Raw genomic sequence first — 17,237 nt, 5'->3', positions numbered from 1 at the left:
TAATTAAATTTGGTTCTACGCTAAAGTAGAAATTTTTAATTAAAAACTATTTCTTAAAGCGTCTGTTTTTCCATTTGTAGGTTGAAAACGAGCCAACAACAGCAACATAAACACTAAAAAAGGGATACAATAAACTTGACGGTAAGTAGTATTTTAATGCTTGTTCTTTGCTGAAAAACACACTTGTCTTATAGATTAGAAGAAAATCTATAAGCAGTTTTAAAAGAAACAAATAGGTAAACGTTTTAAACTGAAATAACCCTAAAGCTACCAACACAAAACCTATAACGACAACCGAATTTGCTAGCAATACTAACAGTCCAACTAATTTGGCGAAGTTGTTATTATAGTTAGACGTTTTATTTGCCCAACGTATGCGTTGCGCAAGTAAACTTTTAAAATTTGGTTGCGCAAGCGTTTGTACAGTAGCCTGTTTGCTTTTTAAATATTTAACCGAATTTTTATCTGTTTTCAACGCTTTTTCCATTAAAAAAATATCATCACCACTTGCAATGGTATCATTGCCTTCAAAACCGTTTATATCATTAAAAAAAGATCTTTTATACCCTAAATTAGCGCCATTACATAAAAACGGTTTGTTAATCCCAAAACCAGCAATGGTGCTTCCTGTTAAACTTAAAAAATCTAATAGCTGAAAGTGTTGTAAAAACCCATTAACTTGATGATAAGTAACTGGTCCAACAACCATTTTAACGTCATTTTGCTGAACAAAAACATCCAAACTATCTAACCAATATTTTGGCAAAACACAGTCGGCATCGGTAGTGATTATCCAATCGTATTTTGAAATTTTTATTGCTGAAGAAATCGCGTCTTTTTTAGGCGAATTGGATTGTCTTTCGTTTTCTATTAATGTAATATCTAAAGCTGAAGTTGACATAAACTTACTAACAATCTCTTTTGAAATATCTTCAGAATCGTCATTAACTAAGATGATTTCAAAAAGCGAATTTTGGTAATTTAACTCTGCAATAGAATTTAATAGCGCTGGTAAATTTTCGGCTTCATTTCTAAAAGGAATAATTACTGTAAATGTTGTCTTTGCAGGACTATCATTCAGTTTAAAAACAGTTACTTTATCAATAGCAAAAGCAAATTTTCCTATTAAAAACAAATACAAAAGCAATATAATAACAGCAATTACAAGCATTAATCTAGCGATTTTAAAACATTAAAATTTAGCACATAATAACTACCAAAAACACTTGGCAAAGCAAAGTTAAGTAGCCACATTAGTAAAACACAACTTAAAATAGGTAATTGGTTAATACCAGCTAAACCGAAAATATATAAGGCTACACTACCTTTTATTACTACATCAAACAGTGAAATGGAAGGTATAATAGATGCTAAAAGATACATGGATGTAATTAAAATCATAGCATCAAAATAATGTAAATCTACACCTAAAAGCGACAAAATAAAGTAAAACTGGAATGAAAATACAGCATATCGAAACACCGATAGTAATAGTCCAAAACCTAAATAATGTACACCTAAATTTTTAACATAATCAAGGACCTTTTCTAAAGAAAATCCTTTCATCTTAAATCGGTTTTGTTTGATGCCTAAAAACCCAAATAAAGTTATAAACGCAAGAATAGCAATGCCTCTAAGTATGCGATAACTAATATCTATTTCAAAATTGGAGTATAAAAAAAACAATCCAATGCTTCCAAAAATAACGGTAACACTCATTTGTAGCATATTGCTTATTAGTGTTAAAAGCAGTACTTTTTTACGATGCGTTTTTGCAAAGTAAATCGCTTTTGCGCCGTATTCTCCAATGCGATTTGGTGTAAATATAGACGCAGTAAGTGCGCCTAAACTTTGTTCGGTAGCTTCTAAAAAAGTTATTCTTTTAATTTTCGAGATTAAAAATCGCCATTTAGTGATTTCTAAAAACCAATTAAATACGCTTAAAACAAGTAAAATAATGATGTTTTTAGTTGAAAACAGTTCGTTTTTGTCTAAAAAACGCAAGAAATCTTCAAATTTTAAATCAGGATTATTAAGTAGTTTTTGGTAGATAAAGTAAAATGCGCCAACAACTATACTTAATTTGATAAGTACAAAAAAGAATTGCTTAGTTTTGTAAGGCAAGCTACTATTCATCTTAATTTTAGTGAAAGTAGTTGCAAAATAAACTAAAAAACACATAATGTTATCAAGATTTAAAATCATTTGTTTATTTGGCTTTATTGTTTTTGGATTAACCACAACAAAAGCACAAATAGAAACTAGTAGATGGAAAGCATTAATCGCTTTAGGTGTAAATAGTCCAAGTCAAGATGGATTTGTAAAACCTTTTGAAGCTAACGGACTTAATTTTCCTACCATTAATTTAGGTGTGCAACACATGTTTAATAAGCAAATGGGCGCAAAGTTGGATTTTGGATATAATAGATTTGAACAAGCCGAAAACACGCCAGAATTTAAAGTAAACTACACTCGTATAAATGCACAGTTTGTTTACGATGCTTCACCAGATTTTACATTTTTACCTTACGGAACAGGTATTGTTTTTCATGCTGGTCCTGGATATTCTATGATTAAACCTTTAAATGATTACGGTGATAACAAAATATCTTACTTAAATGTTATGGCTGGAACAGAATTTCATTATGCTTTAAGTAGGACTGTTTCTGCATATTTTGACGCATCTTATATTTTAGGTTTTTCTGATGAATTTGAGCCAGTTTCTACCGGTTATGGATCGTTTAATGGTAATCTATTAACTTTTACAGTTGGCGTTGCTGTATCTTTAAGTGGTTGTGCAACTTGTTATTAATGGCAAAAGAACAAATTATATTAGGTATAGATCCAGGTACAACCATTATGGGTTTTGGCTTGATTAAAGTTGAAAATAAAAAGATGTCTTTTCTTCAACTTAACGAGCTAGACTTAAAAAAATACGACGACCATTACCTAAAACTTAAATTAATTTTTGAAAGAACAATAGAATTAATCGATACGCATCATCCAGATCAAATTGCAATCGAAGCGCCTTTTTTTGGTAAAAACGTACAGAGTATGCTTAAGTTAGGTCGTGCACAAGGTGTTGCTATGGCGGCAGGATTAAGCAGAGAAATACCAGTTACCGAATATTCGCCAAAAAAAATTAAAATGGCAATTACAGGTAATGGTAACGCTAGTAAGGAGCAAGTAGCAAAAATGTTGCAAAGCTTGTTAAAGCTAAAAAGTTTGCCAAAAAACTTAGATTCTACCGATGGATTAGCAGCAGCAGTTTGTCATTTTTACAATCAAGGTCGCGTAGAAATTGGTAAAAGCTATTCGGGTTGGGCAAGTTTTGTAAAACAGAATGAAGGTAGAGTAAAGAAGTAGATCAGTCATTCCTGCGTAGGCAGAAATCCACTTTTAATTTTTTTTGATATGAAATATTTGCGACTATTTTTTTTAATGATTTTTCTGTCTAGTTGTAATAATGAAATAAAAAAAACAACATCAGAATTTAAAACTATTTCAATAAAATCTGGACTAAAAAATCAACATATAGATTCGGCGAGATTTAGAACTTTAGTTGAAGGGAATATAAAGAGATACGAGTACAAAACTTTTGAAAATGATAGTACTTTTCACCAATTCATTGAAAAAGAAATTGAAAATGATAGTGTTTTGATAGTGGCAGGAACTAATTGTAAATTAATAAGCTCTCATAATTATCAATTTAATTCAGAAGAAATAAAAATACAAGCTTATTTATATAACATTTCTAACCTTTCTGATGATGAGTCTATATTTTATTTTAACAATAAATATGGTGTAATTGCTGAGTATTCTCTTGCTTGGCCTGACACCAAAGTACTTTATAATCAGGAAGAATTGAAGCTTCTTCAAGATTCAATTCATAAAGATTTTAATAGATTTCTTTTAATTGATAAAATGGTAAAAATGTCTAAGTATTAACTGATATGTCCGGCATCTACATTCACATACCTTTTTGCAAACAAGCCTGTTATTATTGCGACTTTCACTTTTCGACGTCGTTAAAAAAGAAAGATCAATTAATTTCTGCTTTAGCAAAAGAGCTTCAACTTCGTAAAGATGAATTTAAAAATACAACCGTAGAAACTATCTATTTTGGTGGCGGAACGCCAAGTCTATTGTCTATTGAAGAGTTACAATTTTTAATAGATACGGTACATAAAAATTATGCAGTTGTAACTTCACCAGAAGTTACATTAGAAGCAAATCCTGATGATCTGTCTGAAGAGAAAATTATAGAATTATCCCAATCTCCAATCAATAGACTAAGTATTGGTATACAATCTTTTTTCGAGAAAGATTTAAAATTAATGAATCGCGCTCATAACGTAGCAGAAGCAAAAAAATGTTTAGAAATTGCGACGCAATACTTTGATAACATTAGCTTAGATTTAATCTACGGAATTCCAAATAGCACATCAAAAGAATGGTTAGACAACATTAAAACTGCACTAAGCTTTGGTGTGCCACATATTTCTAGTTACGCACTAACTGTCGAGCCTAAAACAGCATTGGCAAATTTTATTGATAAAGGAATAATTGACGATGTTGATGATGAGGTTGCACACCAACAATTTCATCAACTTATAGAACAATTAGAAGAAGCAGGTTTTGAGCATTATGAGCTGTCCAACTTTGCAAAACCAGGTTATTACAGTAAAAACAATAGTGCCTATTGGTTAGGCAAACCATATATTGGTATTGGTCCATCTGCACATAGTTTTAACGGTGATCAACGCGCTTGGAATGTGAAAAATAATTCTGTTTATATAAAAAAAATAGAAGCCAACCAATTGCCTTTAGAGATAGAAACCTTATCACAAAATGATAAGTATAATGAGTTTGTCATGACAGGTTTGCGTACAAGTTGGGGAATTTCATTAAAAACCATTAGCAGTCGTTTTGGTGATCATTATAAAGATTTCTTATTAAACCAAGCACAATTTTATATCACCAAACATTTATTGTATATTGATAATGACAGCTTAAAAGCTACCAAAAAAGGAAAATTTTTAACCGACGGAATAGCAAGTGAGCTATTCATGTTAAATTAATTAAATGAAAGCAGTAATTACAATTAATACCATAAAATATACAATAGATTTATCCAAGCCTTTAGATATATCCATGCCAATTCGCGCTTCTAAAGATAATGCAAACGCGTGGTACATAGAAGAACCTAAAATAGAGCCTGCGCAAATAGGCGAATGGACAGCAAGCGTAAAAGAAGGTGCAGCAATAAACTTTAATAACATTCAGTTTAATCCGCATGCGCATGGTACACATACCGAATGTGTTGGACATATTACAGATAAGGTTTACAGCATCAATAAATGCTTAAAACAGTTCTTTTTTAAAGCAGAAGTCATTACCGTTGCACCAGAAAAAATAGACGAAGATTACGTGATATCTAAAACGCAACTTCAGTTTTTGTTAAAAAAGCGAAAGCCAGAAGCTTTAGTGATTCGTACAATGCCAAACACTAAAGACAAATTGTCTAAGCAATACTCTAACACCAATTGGACATATTTAACTGAAGATGCAGCAGAATTTATAAAAAAAATTGGTGTACAACATCTATTAATAGATTTACCAAGTATTGATAAAGAGAAAGACGATGGTAAATTATTAGCACACAAAGCCTTTTGGGATTTAGACGGTAAGATTAGAAAAAATGCTACTATAACCGAGTTTATTTATGTGAAAAACAAAATAGAAGACGGTAAATACATTTTAAATTTACAAATTGCTTCTTTTGAAAACGACGCGACACCAAGTAAACCTATACTTTATAAAATAGAATAAAAATGAAATCCATTTTAAAACTAGAAGAGTTATTACAATTTGCATTAGGTATTTATTTGTTTTCTACCTTAAGTTACGCTTGGTGGTGGTTTTTGGTATTAATTTTGCTACCCGATATTGGTATGTTAGGCTATTTAGTAAATACAAAAACAGGCGCATTAACTTATAATGTGTTTCATCATAAAGGATTAGCAATTTTAATATTATTAATTGGAATTTATTTTGAAATCGAAGTCATGCAATTAATAGGAATCATTCTGTTTTCTCACGCTGCTTTAGACCGAGTTTTTGGTTATGGTCTTAAATATGCCGATAATTTTAAAAACACACATTTAGGACATTTATAATGGAAATTTTTATCTCTCTTATTATTGGTGGTTTAGTAGTTTTAGGCATAACTACCTATGTGAAGCATTTAAAAAACAAGAAAAAAGTAACATCACAATCGGTTATACTTTTAGATAAAATTAAAAAAGTATGCAAATTTATTACTGTAGAAGGCGATTTTGCCGAAATCTACCATTACGAAGATGTTAAAGAACGCTTTTTAAAACTAGTCTCAAGTCGTAAAAAAGCATTAGTTGTAATTAATGCGAAAGCACATGTTGGATTCGATTTTAATAAAATAAGTCTAGAAGCAGATCAAAAAACAAAAACAGTGATTATTAAAAGTTTTCCGCAACCCGAAATACTTTCAATAGAAACTAATATAAATTACTACGACAAAAAAGATGGTTATTTTAATAAGTTTGAAGCTGCAGATCTTACCATCTTAAATGAAGAAGCTAAGCAACATATTATTGAAAAAGTGCCTGAAAGTGGTTTATATAATGTAGCAAAACAAGAAGCGATAGAGTCTTTACAGCTTGTAGAAAATATTGTTCAAACCATAGGTTGGACACTAAATTATCAAGCCATAACGATAGATCAATCGTCTAAACCATTAATAGAAAAGTAAATTAGCAGTAAAATTTAATCTGCATTTTATCGAAATTAACAGTCCTGTTTTTTGAGGTTGCTTAAATTATCGTTATCTTTTAAGTATTAATAATCAAAACAATAGAGCTATGAATCGATTATTACTTTACCTAAATGATACTTTAGAAAGTTTGGATATTCCTCCAATAGTAAAGCAAGAACCAAAAAAAATAAGACGTACTTACAGGAAAACTTCAAAAAAAATTAATTTAGAAGAACTAAAATAAGTTTTTTAAAACCTAATGGTGTTAGAACAAATTTATCAACACTGCTTAAACAAGCCAAAAACAGAAGAAACTTTTCCTTTTAACCAAGATACTTTAGTATTTAAAGTGTGCGGTAAAATGTATGCATTATTGCCATTAGACAAATGGGAAGCAGGTGACGCTTCAATAACCCTAAAATGTGATCCAGAATTAGCATTACAATTAAGGGATAACTACGATTGTATTGTTGGTGCATATCACATGAACAAAACACATTGGAATACCATTTATCTTAAAGATAATCAGGTTTCTATAAAAACTTTGTTAGAATTAATAGATCATTCCTACAAATTGGTAGTAAGTAAATTACCAAAAAAGTTAAAAGCAACTATAACGTTGTAAAAATTCATTAATCTACACAAATTGTCCATTGGTCGACACTTATTTTTACTTTAAAGAAATATAAAAATCACTTCAAACAATGCTGTTAATTTTGTCCTGTAAATTAATAGTCAAATGCGTTTAAAACAATTTTTTAAAGTATTCTTTCATCATCCAGATTATGGCAAAACACCAGTTGTAGCCAAGGATAATGTTGTACAGCAGTGCAAAACAGAGATTTGTAATACCTTACATTTCAATTTAAAGCAATTAGAATTTATAAATTGTTTAGAACAGCATTTAGACAAAAGAAAAGAAAAAGATTATGCTTTAGAGTTTCTTTTAGAGTTAAAAGCATTAAAATTTTCGGTACAACAAAACACCATTAACTCTATTCGTTATTGTAAGAGTTAACTTATAAACACATAAAACCATTCGTCGACACTTAAACGCTACTCGTCTACACTTAATATTGTCTAAACGAAATTAGCACTACGTCTGTCTAACATTAAATTAATTTTCAGTCTGATAACAAAAACCCTCGTGATGCAACAAAAACTTAACGTGCTTCTTATAGAAGATGACATGATAGAGATTATGAAATTGAACAGAACAATTTCTACATTAAACTTAGATCATAATATTATAGAGGCTAATAACGGGGAAGACGCATTAAAAATTTTAGAAAAAAAAGACAACTTACCTGATATAATTTTATTAGATTTAAATATGCCAAAAATTAATGGTATAGAGTTTTTAAGCATTTTAAAAAACGACGATCTTTTAAAATACATACCTACAATTATTTTAACTACATCTAACAATCAAAAGGATTTGTTAGAATGTTACAAAATAGGCGTAGCAGGTTACGTAATAAAACCATTAAAATACGAAGATTATGTTAGTAAAATAGAAAAATTACTAGCCTATTGGAGTGTAAACGAGTTAATTGTAGTGTAAAATGAAAGGTATTGTATTTACAGAGTTTTTAGAGTTAGTAGAAGATAAATTTGGATTAGAAATGGTAGATAGTATCATTGCTAATTCTAACTTAGAATCTAACGGAGTTTATACCGCTGTAGGTACTTACAGTTTTTCTGAAATGCTGCAATTATTGCAAAATTTAAGTGATAATACAGGAATATCTATAGATAATTTATTGCTGGTTTATGCCGAGCATTTTTTTGGTGTTATAGAAGACAGTTATCCAGGATTATTAGCAACCTATAAAGATGCAATAGAAATGCTATCTTCTATAGAAAATCACATACATGTCGAGGTAAAGAAAATTTATCCCGATGCAGAGCTGCCTAAATTTGAAGTTGTAGAAAAAACAGACAAATCGTTAACAATGATCTACAAATCAAGTAGAGCTATGCATCATTTTGGATTAGGATTAATGAATAAAACCTTCGAGCATTTTAATCAAACAGCAACCATTGTTCTAGAAAAAATAAAAGACGATGGTACAGAAGTAAAGTTTATTATTAATAAAAATTGATGAGTCAAGATAATCAACAGCTTAAACTACTACAACGCGCTTTAGAAAGAGAAAAAGCTGCAAGAAAAGCTGCTGAAAAAATCCTTGAAGAAAAATCAAGAGAACTTTATACCACTTCACAACAACTTCAAAACCTTTTAGACGAAAAATCTAATCAGCTACAAGGTGTTTTCGAGAATATTATAGACGCTTACGTTGTAATGGATTTACAAGGTAATGTCTTAAAATTTAATGAAGCTGCAACAAAACTATTTGGTTATAACATAGAAGAAGAGCAAGTTAATGTTGTAGATTTAATCTATAAAGAAGATTATGAGTATGCCATGTCTTCTTTTTTTCAATTATATACAAATGGTTTTTTTAAAGATTATGAAGCTAGAGCATACACAAAATCTAAAGCAGTTAAATGGGTACACATTAATGCCAGTATAATTTACGATAAGCAAAAAAAACCTATTGCAGCTCAAGGTATTGTTAGAGATATTACAGAAGATAAACGACTAAAAAAACAATTTGAAGACCAAAAAAACCAATTAAGTATTATTATTAATAACTCTCCAATTGGGATTTCGTTATCCAGAACAGAAGATAAAGGATTATTACTTATAAATCAATCTTTATCCAATATGTTAGGTTATACTAGAGAAGAGTTTAATAAAATGCAAGTACAAGATATTACTCATCCAGAAGATGAAGAAGTATCTAGAAACTATAGAGAGCAGTTATTTAATGGAGACATAGATCGTTTTAATTTAGAAAAGCGCTATATAAAAAAAGACGGAAGCATACTTTGGGCTAAAACAAATGTTATTGCGGTAAGAAATGCATCTGGAGATATAGATTATCAAGTTGCTACAATCGAAGATGTATCTAAAGAATATCACGCCAAACAAAAGCTAATAGAATCTGAAAACAGACTGTTTACCCTAATTCAAAATCTAGATAGTGGTGTTTTATTGGAAGACGAAAACAGATCTATTGTACTTACAAATACTAAGTTTTGCGAGTTATTTAAAATTCCTTTAAAGCCTGAAGAATTAATAGGTCAAGATTGTTCTAATGCAGCACAACAAAGTAAAGGATTGTTTAAAAATCCAGAGCAATTTGTGCAAAGAATAAACGATGTTTTAAAATCAAAAGATACTGTACTAGCAGACGAGCTTATTATGTGCGACGGTAAAATTTTAGAAAGAGATTTTATCCCAATTATAGAAAACAATAAGTATCGCGGACATTTATGGTCGTATAGAGATGTAACTTTAAAAAGAACATACAGTAAAACATTAGAAGCGCAAAAACAAAAATACTACAGCATAATCGCTAATATGGATTTAGGATTAATCGAGTCTGATTTAGACGGTAGAATTACTATGGTAAATCAAAGTCTTCTAAAAATGACTGGTTATAATGAAGAAGAAATTCTTGGTAAAAGAGGTCGAGATATTTTTCCTGTAAATTCTAACGATCACAAAGTAAAACAGATTATAGATAAAAGAAATAATACAGAAACTACTACTTTTGAGCTTGAAGTAAAACGAAAAAATGGTGAAAAAAGATTTTGGTTTGTAAGTGGATCTTCAAATTTAGATTCAGAAAATAACAAAACAGGAAGTCTTGATGTGGTTTTAGATATAACCGATTTAAAAACATTAGAGCTTCAAAAAGAAAAACTGTTACAACGATTAGAAAAAAGTAACGACGAGTTGCAAGAATACGCTCATGTTGTATCGCACGACTTAAAATCGCCTTTAAGAAGTATTCATGCATTAATTAGTTGGCTAAAAGAAGATAATAAAGGTAAACTAGATCAAACCAGTCTTAACAATATAGATTTAATAGAAGGCACATTAGAGAAAATGGAGCAATTAATATCAGATGTATTAAATTACTCTAGTGTAGGATCAGAAATTTCTCAAAAAAAACAAGTCGACTTATGCAAAATGGTAAAGCATATTTTAGGTATGCTTTACATTCCGGAGCATATTACGATAGAAGTAAAACAAGACTTACCTACTGTAAATGGTGATGCGACAAAGCTTCAGCAATTGTTTCAAAATTTATTAAGCAATGCCATTAAGTTTATAGATAAACCAAAAGGTTTAATAGAAATAGATGTACAAGAAAAAGGTGCATTTTATCAATTTTCTATTAAAGATAATGGTATAGGAATAGAAAAGAAGTTTCATGAAAAGATTTTTAAAATATTTCATGCCTTAAATAAAAGTAAAGATTCTACAGGTATTGGCTTATCTATTGTTAAAAAAATAGTCAACTTACATGAAGGCGAAATTTGGCTAGAAAGTGAACCTAAGATAGGTACAACATTTTATTTCACCTTAAAAAAATAAAGATGAAAACTGTTCAGCTTAAAAAAAAAATACATCAAGATTGGCAATACTTATCACCTAAAATAACTTTAGTAAATCCTCTAGTTTTAGTATTTGGTAATAGATATATGTTAGAAAATCAAACAATCTATTCCCAAATAAGAGCTATGTTTCCTGATGGACATTTGGTGTTTGGATCTACAAGCGGTGATATAACAGCAAAAGAAGTAGACGATCAATCCATTACTATAACGGCAATACAATTTGAAAATACCACTTTTAATATTAAAACCTGTAACTTATTAGATTCGGGTTACGATAGTTTTAAAACAGGAGAACATTTAATCAATCAGTTTAATCCCGATAGATTAAAATATGTATTTATATTATCTGAAGGTAGTTTTATAAATGGTAGCGATTTAACAAAAGGGCTAAACGCCACAATCCAAAAAGACATATTAATTTCTGGCGGATTATGTGGCGATGCTGCACGATTTGAAAAAACTTTAGCCTCTTATAACGAAAATCCAAAACCAGGAGAAATTATTGCAATAGGATTTTATGGTGATACTTTTGAAGCGTCTTGCTCTATTTATGGCGGTTGGACACCATTTGGACCAGAACGTATTGTCACAAAATCTACCTCTAATATTTTATACGAATTAGACGGAAAACCAGCATTAGATTTATACAAAAAATATTTAGGCGAAAAATCAAAAGATTTACCAGGCGCAGCATTATTATATCCTTTAAACGTTAAAATAGAAAACGAAAAACAATCTTTTGTTAGAACAATTTTAAATATAAACGAGGAAGAAAATGCAATGATTTTAGCAGGAGATATACCAGAAAATTCTAGAGTCCAATTAATGATGACCAATGTAGATAATATTGCAAATGCATCAGAAATGGCTGCTAAACAAGCATTAGAACAAAGACAAAACAAACAACAATTAGCAATTTTGGTTAGTTGTATAGGCAGAAAGTTGGTTTTAGATCAACGTGTAGAAGAAGAAATTGAAGAAGTAGTAAATGTTGTTGGAAAAGATACAGTAATAACAGGCTTTTATTCTTATGGCGAAATAGCGCCATTTTATAAAGAAACCAATTGCCAATTACACAATCAAACCATGACAATTACTTTAATAAGCGAATAATGAACTCTTTATTAAAACGTCAAGTACGCAAATATTTATCAGATGACTTAGCTAATAGTCAAGATTTAAAAAAGTTTTTAGAAGCTATAAATAGTTCTTATTTAAACTTTGAAGATCAATTTGCAATGCAACAACGTGCTATGACTATAAGTTCTGACGAGCTTTTTGAGGCTAACAAACAATTACGCGAAGAAGCAATTGCACAGCAAGCAGTAATAGATAAATTAAAACGCGTATTAGACTCTTTAAAATCGTATAATTTACAAGACAAACTTAAGGTAGAACAAGTGGATTTTGACGGTTTAAAATTAATAGAATTTATAGATAATCAAACCACAGAAATTGTTAGGATTAACAAGCAAAGAGAAGAGTTGCTGTCAGAATTAGCCTATCAAAATCAAGAGTTAAGCGATTATGCGCACATGGTATCTCATGATTTAAAATCTCCTTTAAGAGCAATAGATACATTAACCGCTTGGCTAAAAGAAGATTTTAAAAATAGTATTGATGTAAACGGTAATAAACAACTTGATTTAATAAGAGAAAATGTAGAAAAAATGGATACCTTAATTAATGGTATTTTAGAATATTCTACCATTGGTAAAAATCAAGAACAAATTTACGATGTAGATACAAATCTAATAGTAGACGATGTGTTGCAAATTATACAAGCACCAAAACAAGTAACCGTTATAAAACACAATTTACCTGTAATTAATGGTGATAAATATAGATTGCAACAATTATTTCAAAATCTAATAAGCAACGCCATAAAGTATAATGATAAGGCTACTCCAAAATTAGAAATAGGCGCAGAAGACAAACAGCAGTATTGGCAATTTTATGTAAAAGATAATGGTAAAGGTATAGATCAGGCTTATTTTGATAAAATTTTTAAAACCTTCGAAAAGTTAGAAAACAATCCAGATTCCTCAGGAATAGGCTTATCCATAGTAAAAAAAATAATAGATTTATATGAAGGGAAAATTTGGTTAGAATCTACTTTAGGTGTTGGTACAACCTTCTATTTCACTTTAAAAAAAGATTTAAATGGAACAACCTAACTTATCTTACATAGATAGTCTTTCTGGCGGAGACAAAGACTTTAAACAAAAGCTTATAGATATTATAAAAAAAGAATATCCAGAAGAAAAGGATATTTACCTTACCAACATAAAAAAAGGCAATTATAAGCAAGCAGCAAGCAATGTGCATAAACTTAAACATAAAATTAGTATTTTAGGCCTAGAAAAAAGTTATGACATCGCTGCAAACTACGAAGCAAACTTATTAGAAGATAATACAGATTTAAAACAAGAGTTTGAAGCTTTATTAAATGTTATAACTAATTATTTACAACAGTTATAATTAGTTTACACCAATGAATTGTATTATTATAGATGATGAAGCTACAGCAAGAGCAATTATTAGTCAATTATGTAGTAACATACCAACTTTAAACGTTTTAGAAGAATTTCCTAATGCAATTCAAGCCATAAAATATTTAAATCAAAATGAAGTAGATTTAATATTTTTAGATATTCACATGCCAGATTTTACCGGTTTTGATTTTATAGATACTTTAAAAAATCCACCAAAAATAGTATTAACAACATCCGATGCTAATTTTGCAATTCAAGCTTTTGAGTATGATTGTATTGTCGATTATTTAGTAAAACCTGTTACACCTCAACGTTTTGGAAAAGCCATACAAAAGGCAAATGCAAAGTCTATTTCTACACCAAAAAAGGCGACTCCTAAAACAGAAGATTCTTCTGGAGACGATCTATATGTAAACATAGATAGACGATTAATAAAAATAGATATACCTAGCATTTATTTAGTCGAAGCTAAAGGTGATTATATTCACGTTAAAACCGAAACAAAAAATTATACCGTACATTCTACATTAAAAAAAATACAAGAAAAATTACCAGAAAATCTTTTCTTAAAAGTCCACAGATCTTATATAATCAATGTAGATAAAATTATAGATATAGAAGATAATAGTGTACTAATAAAAAAAGATGTTATACCAGTAAGTAGGTCTAATAGACCAGAGTTAATGAAGCGATTAAACCTTTTGTAAAACTATTAGTCGTAGCTTTAATGTCATTCGTCTAACCAAAAATTCCATTCAACGAAAGTTAAACCGTTTAACTTGTAAAGTAAAATATATTTGTACTCGTAATTCTCCCAAAGAATTATAGATTGATAGTTTGGATGGAGGCAAAAGAATTTTTCTTTTGTCTCTTTTTTTTTGTTTAAAATTTAAATACATACCATTGGTCTACACAAATACTTCAACTGGTCGAAAATCAACACATTAGAACTAGTTTCAAATCTAAATTTGTATAACAAACCTATTGGATTATGAAACAGTTATTTACCCTTTTAATTCTGACTTATACAATACAGTTACAAGCGCAGACGTACCAATATCTTGGTACTTACACAACAGATGGAACACCAAATTATTTAGAACCAATTGGCGATGTTGTTAGTGTAGAAACCTTAGAGATGATTAGTAATTCTTTACCAGAAAGTTATCCTGTACCAGAATACAATCCGCATTATATAACTTCTGGATATGACACCAATTTAGAAATTGAAGCTAATGCAGATGTTTGGGTTACTTTTGTGTCTGAAGGCGCAGGTTACAAAAATGTATTAGGATATTACACCTATGATGTAAATAATCCACCAACTACAACACCGCAACCAGAAGATATTACTATAATTTTTCCAAACGTATCTGCTTTAGGAAGTGGTGGCGGATTACTAGTCGGAGATAAAGTAAAAATAGGAAGTTTTACAGCAGGAACAGGAATTGGTTGGGTTTTATTAGCCAATGCTTGGAATAGTAATACAAGTACTGTTGGTAATGGTTTATGGCAATTATATTCTAATCCAGAATTTAATCCAGAAGCACAACCAGAATTACAACACCATAATGTATTATTAAACGATCCAGATAATCAAAGAATTATTTTAGGTTTTGAAGATATAAGAAGAGATTATGGTTCTTGTGATAACGATTTTAACGATGCTGTTTTTTACGTAACAGCCAATCCTTATACAGCGTTAAGAACGACTAATTATGCCGATGTAGCAAGTGCAACAGATGTTACCTCTGCAAATGATGGCGGATTAGAAAGTAATGGTAATCTTGCAACTTTAATAGCTAAAAGAAATTTTAAGCGTACTAAAACAGGCGAAGTTTATAACACTAAAAGATTACAAAATAAATTTGAAAAGTCTAGTAATATGCAATTGCGTAATAGTAATGCGCTAGTATTAGCTAATCTAATACCAGATACAGGCATGTATGGTGTAGAACAAGCTTATGAGTCTAGTCCAGAAGATTTACTAGGAATAACAAACGCTGTAAATATTTTTTCGGCAGATTTTTATAAAGAAGATCTAAGATTAGCAGCCGTACTTGCAACAGAAACAGAAGGTTCTATTTATGACCATTCAAAAGTGATTTGTGATAGGTTAAACAGTTCGGTTTTAGAAGATATAAGAACTGTAATGGTTAAAGGACATCAGATGATTAGTTCTAAAATATTAAGACAAACAGGAGAAACAGAATTCACGTTAAGTTTTTCTGTTAAAAAAGGAATGAATAATTATGAGCTGTTTAGCTTTTGGAATATTGACCAATATCCAGAAGGTGATTATTACAATTTTCAAATTTGGGGACATTCATTTTCTCAGGTTTTCTTCATAGCAAATTACGTGTTGGATCAATTAAATTTAGATAAACCAGTAGTTAGCCAAATGGTTAACGATGTATTACCTCCGGTTTTTGTAAGTTCTGGTTATTATTCTAATGGTCAAATTCATTTAAATCTTATAAACAAAACTGCAGCTTCTTCGTTAAATTTTAATGCTAGTATTGCACCAACAGAAGTTAATGAACGAGAAGATGTTTCGCAAACGGTTGCTCTTAATGGTGATTGGCATCAATCCATAACTTTACAAACAGGTAGTTTATTTGACATAGGTTTTTCTTTAAGTACATCGCAATCTGCACAAATAGATGCACTTTATTTAGCAGATGGACCTTGGGGAATAGATTATTTAGAGGATTATGCATCTATAGATTCGTTTACAATTACTAACCATTTAGATGAAACACAATTAGACGAACATTTTGTAGAAAGACAACCAACAATAACAGGAAACGTTACAGGAAATGTAAACCTATTTAGACATATTTTACCAGGTGATCAAACGTTAAATATTTTGCCTTTTCAAGCTTTAGAATTTGAAATACAAAACAATTTACCAATTGAAATTGTTTTGATGCCTAAACATATGGCAGATTGGAATAATAGATTAAGATATACTATACCTGCAAACGCAAATCCTAAAACGTATAATATTGCTTTTACAGAATTTAAAAACGCAAATAATCAAACAGAAAATATAGAAGATATAAAAACAGTTGTTTTTTCTGTGATTGGTGATTACAGTTCTAGCAAAGCATTTAATTTATCTGTAAACCATTTAAAATTTACCAGTAAGCAAGAAGCGATTAGTAAAAATCTAACTGAAGATCTTGATGTTGTAAAAGTTTATCCAAATCCAGTAAAAGATAAGACTAATTTAATATTTAATCTAAACACTTCTCAAGTAGTAAATATTAACGTTTACGATCAATTAGGTAAGCGTGTTTTTAGAAAAGAATTAGTAGGACAACAAGGTTTAAATACGATTAATTTAAACTTAAACAATCTAAATACAGGATTGTATATCTGTACAGTTACTAGTATTTACAAAAAATTTAATCCAGTAAAGTTAATAGTGAACTAATTTTAAAATTAGGTGTTAATTGTATGGTAACCTA

Annotated in this window: 20 protein-coding genes; 18 read left to right on the top strand and 2 right to left on the bottom strand. The window is 29.9% G+C overall.

Annotated features, from left to right (window positions below; genetic code table 11):
* Positions 1 to 46 precede the first annotated feature (46 nt).
* On the bottom strand, positions 47 to 1,171 hold the full coding sequence (locus tag IFB02_RS03985; RefSeq protein WP_106686806.1) for a glycosyltransferase: 1,125 nt from the start codon (positions 1,169 to 1,171) through the stop codon (positions 47 to 49).
* Positions 1,171 to 2,181 carry a lysylphosphatidylglycerol synthase transmembrane domain-containing protein gene (locus tag IFB02_RS03980; RefSeq protein WP_223878870.1) on the bottom strand — a complete coding sequence of 337 codons (1,011 nt, stop codon included), beginning with the start codon at positions 2,179 to 2,181 and terminating at the stop codon, positions 1,171 to 1,173. The genes IFB02_RS03985 and IFB02_RS03980 overlap by 1 nt, the downstream gene beginning before the upstream one ends.
* A gap of 1 nt (position 2,182) precedes the next feature.
* Between IFB02_RS03980 and IFB02_RS03975 the strand changes: the two genes are divergently transcribed.
* From IFB02_RS03975 to IFB02_RS03890, 18 genes are all read left to right on the top strand, one after another.
* On the top strand, positions 2,183 to 2,812 hold the full coding sequence (locus IFB02_RS03975) for a cell envelope biogenesis protein OmpA (protein ID WP_106686807.1): 630 nt from the start codon (positions 2,183 to 2,185) through the stop codon (positions 2,810 to 2,812).
* Entirely contained in the window at positions 2,812 to 3,366 is a 555-nt protein-coding gene (ruvC, locus tag IFB02_RS03970) for a crossover junction endodeoxyribonuclease RuvC (protein WP_106686808.1), read from the top strand. Before IFB02_RS03975 ends, ruvC begins: the two co-directional genes overlap by 1 nt.
* 75 nt (positions 3,367 to 3,441) lie before the next feature.
* Positions 3,442 to 3,948 (top strand): hypothetical protein, encoded by a 507-nt coding sequence (locus IFB02_RS03965; protein ID WP_106686809.1) that lies wholly within the window; start codon positions 3,442 to 3,444, stop codon positions 3,946 to 3,948.
* A gap of 5 nt (positions 3,949 to 3,953) precedes the next feature.
* Positions 3,954 to 5,081, top strand: a complete 1,128-nt coding sequence (gene hemW / locus IFB02_RS03960) for a radical SAM family heme chaperone HemW (protein ID WP_106686810.1) — start codon at positions 3,954 to 3,956, stop codon at positions 5,079 to 5,081.
* Positions 5,082 to 5,085: 4 nt separating this feature from the next.
* Entirely contained in the window at positions 5,086 to 5,832 is a 747-nt protein-coding gene (locus IFB02_RS03955; RefSeq protein ID WP_106686811.1) for a cyclase family protein, read from the top strand.
* Positions 5,833 to 5,834: 2 nt separating this feature from the next.
* Positions 5,835 to 6,179, top strand: a complete 345-nt coding sequence (locus IFB02_RS03950) for a DUF4260 domain-containing protein (protein WP_106686812.1) — start codon at positions 5,835 to 5,837, stop codon at positions 6,177 to 6,179.
* The gene (locus tag IFB02_RS03945) at positions 6,179 to 6,790 is read left to right on the top strand and encodes a DUF4230 domain-containing protein (protein ID WP_106686813.1); all 612 of its coding nucleotides are present in this window, start codon (positions 6,179 to 6,181) and stop codon (positions 6,788 to 6,790) included. The genes IFB02_RS03950 and IFB02_RS03945 overlap by 1 nt, the downstream gene beginning before the upstream one ends.
* A gap of 109 nt (positions 6,791 to 6,899) precedes the next feature.
* Positions 6,900 to 7,037: a hypothetical protein gene (locus tag IFB02_RS03940; protein ID WP_158256257.1), complete on the top strand. Its 138-nt coding sequence runs from the start codon at positions 6,900 to 6,902 to the stop codon at positions 7,035 to 7,037.
* Positions 7,038 to 7,052: 15 nt separating this feature from the next.
* Entirely contained in the window at positions 7,053 to 7,418 is a 366-nt protein-coding gene (locus IFB02_RS03935; RefSeq protein ID WP_106686814.1) for an MmcQ/YjbR family DNA-binding protein, read from the top strand.
* Positions 7,419 to 7,532: 114 nt separating this feature from the next.
* Positions 7,533 to 7,811, top strand: coding sequence for a hypothetical protein (locus IFB02_RS03930; RefSeq protein ID WP_106686815.1), 279 nt, complete (start codon positions 7,533 to 7,535; stop codon positions 7,809 to 7,811).
* Positions 7,812 to 7,943: 132 nt separating this feature from the next.
* The gene (locus IFB02_RS03925) at positions 7,944 to 8,357 is read left to right on the top strand and encodes a response regulator (RefSeq protein WP_106686816.1); all 414 of its coding nucleotides are present in this window, start codon (positions 7,944 to 7,946) and stop codon (positions 8,355 to 8,357) included.
* Position 8,358: 1 nt separating this feature from the next.
* Positions 8,359 to 8,898, top strand: coding sequence for a heme NO-binding domain-containing protein (locus IFB02_RS03920; RefSeq protein WP_106686817.1), 540 nt, complete (start codon positions 8,359 to 8,361; stop codon positions 8,896 to 8,898).
* Positions 8,898 to 11,246 carry a PAS domain S-box protein gene (locus IFB02_RS03915; RefSeq protein ID WP_106686818.1) on the top strand — a complete coding sequence of 783 codons (2,349 nt, stop codon included), beginning with the start codon at positions 8,898 to 8,900 and terminating at the stop codon, positions 11,244 to 11,246. The genes IFB02_RS03920 and IFB02_RS03915 overlap by 1 nt, the downstream gene beginning before the upstream one ends.
* Before the next feature lie 2 nt (positions 11,247 to 11,248).
* On the top strand, positions 11,249 to 12,382 hold the full coding sequence (locus IFB02_RS03910) for an FIST signal transduction protein (RefSeq protein ID WP_106686819.1): 1,134 nt from the start codon (positions 11,249 to 11,251) through the stop codon (positions 12,380 to 12,382).
* Positions 12,382 to 13,446 (top strand): sensor histidine kinase, encoded by a 1,065-nt coding sequence (locus IFB02_RS03905; RefSeq protein ID WP_106686820.1) that lies wholly within the window; start codon positions 12,382 to 12,384, stop codon positions 13,444 to 13,446. Before IFB02_RS03910 ends, IFB02_RS03905 begins: the two co-directional genes overlap by 1 nt.
* Positions 13,433 to 13,750, top strand: a complete 318-nt coding sequence (locus IFB02_RS03900; protein WP_106686821.1) for an Hpt domain-containing protein — start codon at positions 13,433 to 13,435, stop codon at positions 13,748 to 13,750. The genes IFB02_RS03905 and IFB02_RS03900 overlap by 14 nt, the downstream gene beginning before the upstream one ends.
* A gap of 13 nt (positions 13,751 to 13,763) precedes the next feature.
* Positions 13,764 to 14,471 (top strand): LytR/AlgR family response regulator transcription factor, encoded by a 708-nt coding sequence (locus IFB02_RS03895; RefSeq protein ID WP_106686822.1) that lies wholly within the window; start codon positions 13,764 to 13,766, stop codon positions 14,469 to 14,471.
* A 284-nt stretch (positions 14,472 to 14,755) separates the two neighbouring features.
* Entirely contained in the window at positions 14,756 to 17,203 is a 2,448-nt protein-coding gene (locus IFB02_RS03890) for a DUF4114 domain-containing protein (RefSeq protein ID WP_191073065.1), read from the top strand.
* The last annotated feature ends 34 nt before the right edge of the window (positions 17,204 to 17,237 follow it).

This window comes from Mesoflavibacter profundi, assembly GCF_014764305.1.
Taxonomy (GTDB): domain Bacteria; phylum Bacteroidota; class Bacteroidia; order Flavobacteriales; family Flavobacteriaceae; genus Mesoflavibacter; species Mesoflavibacter profundi.
The sequence above is the reverse complement of the archived record's forward strand: the minus strand, read 5'-3'. Positions and strand labels throughout refer to the sequence as shown.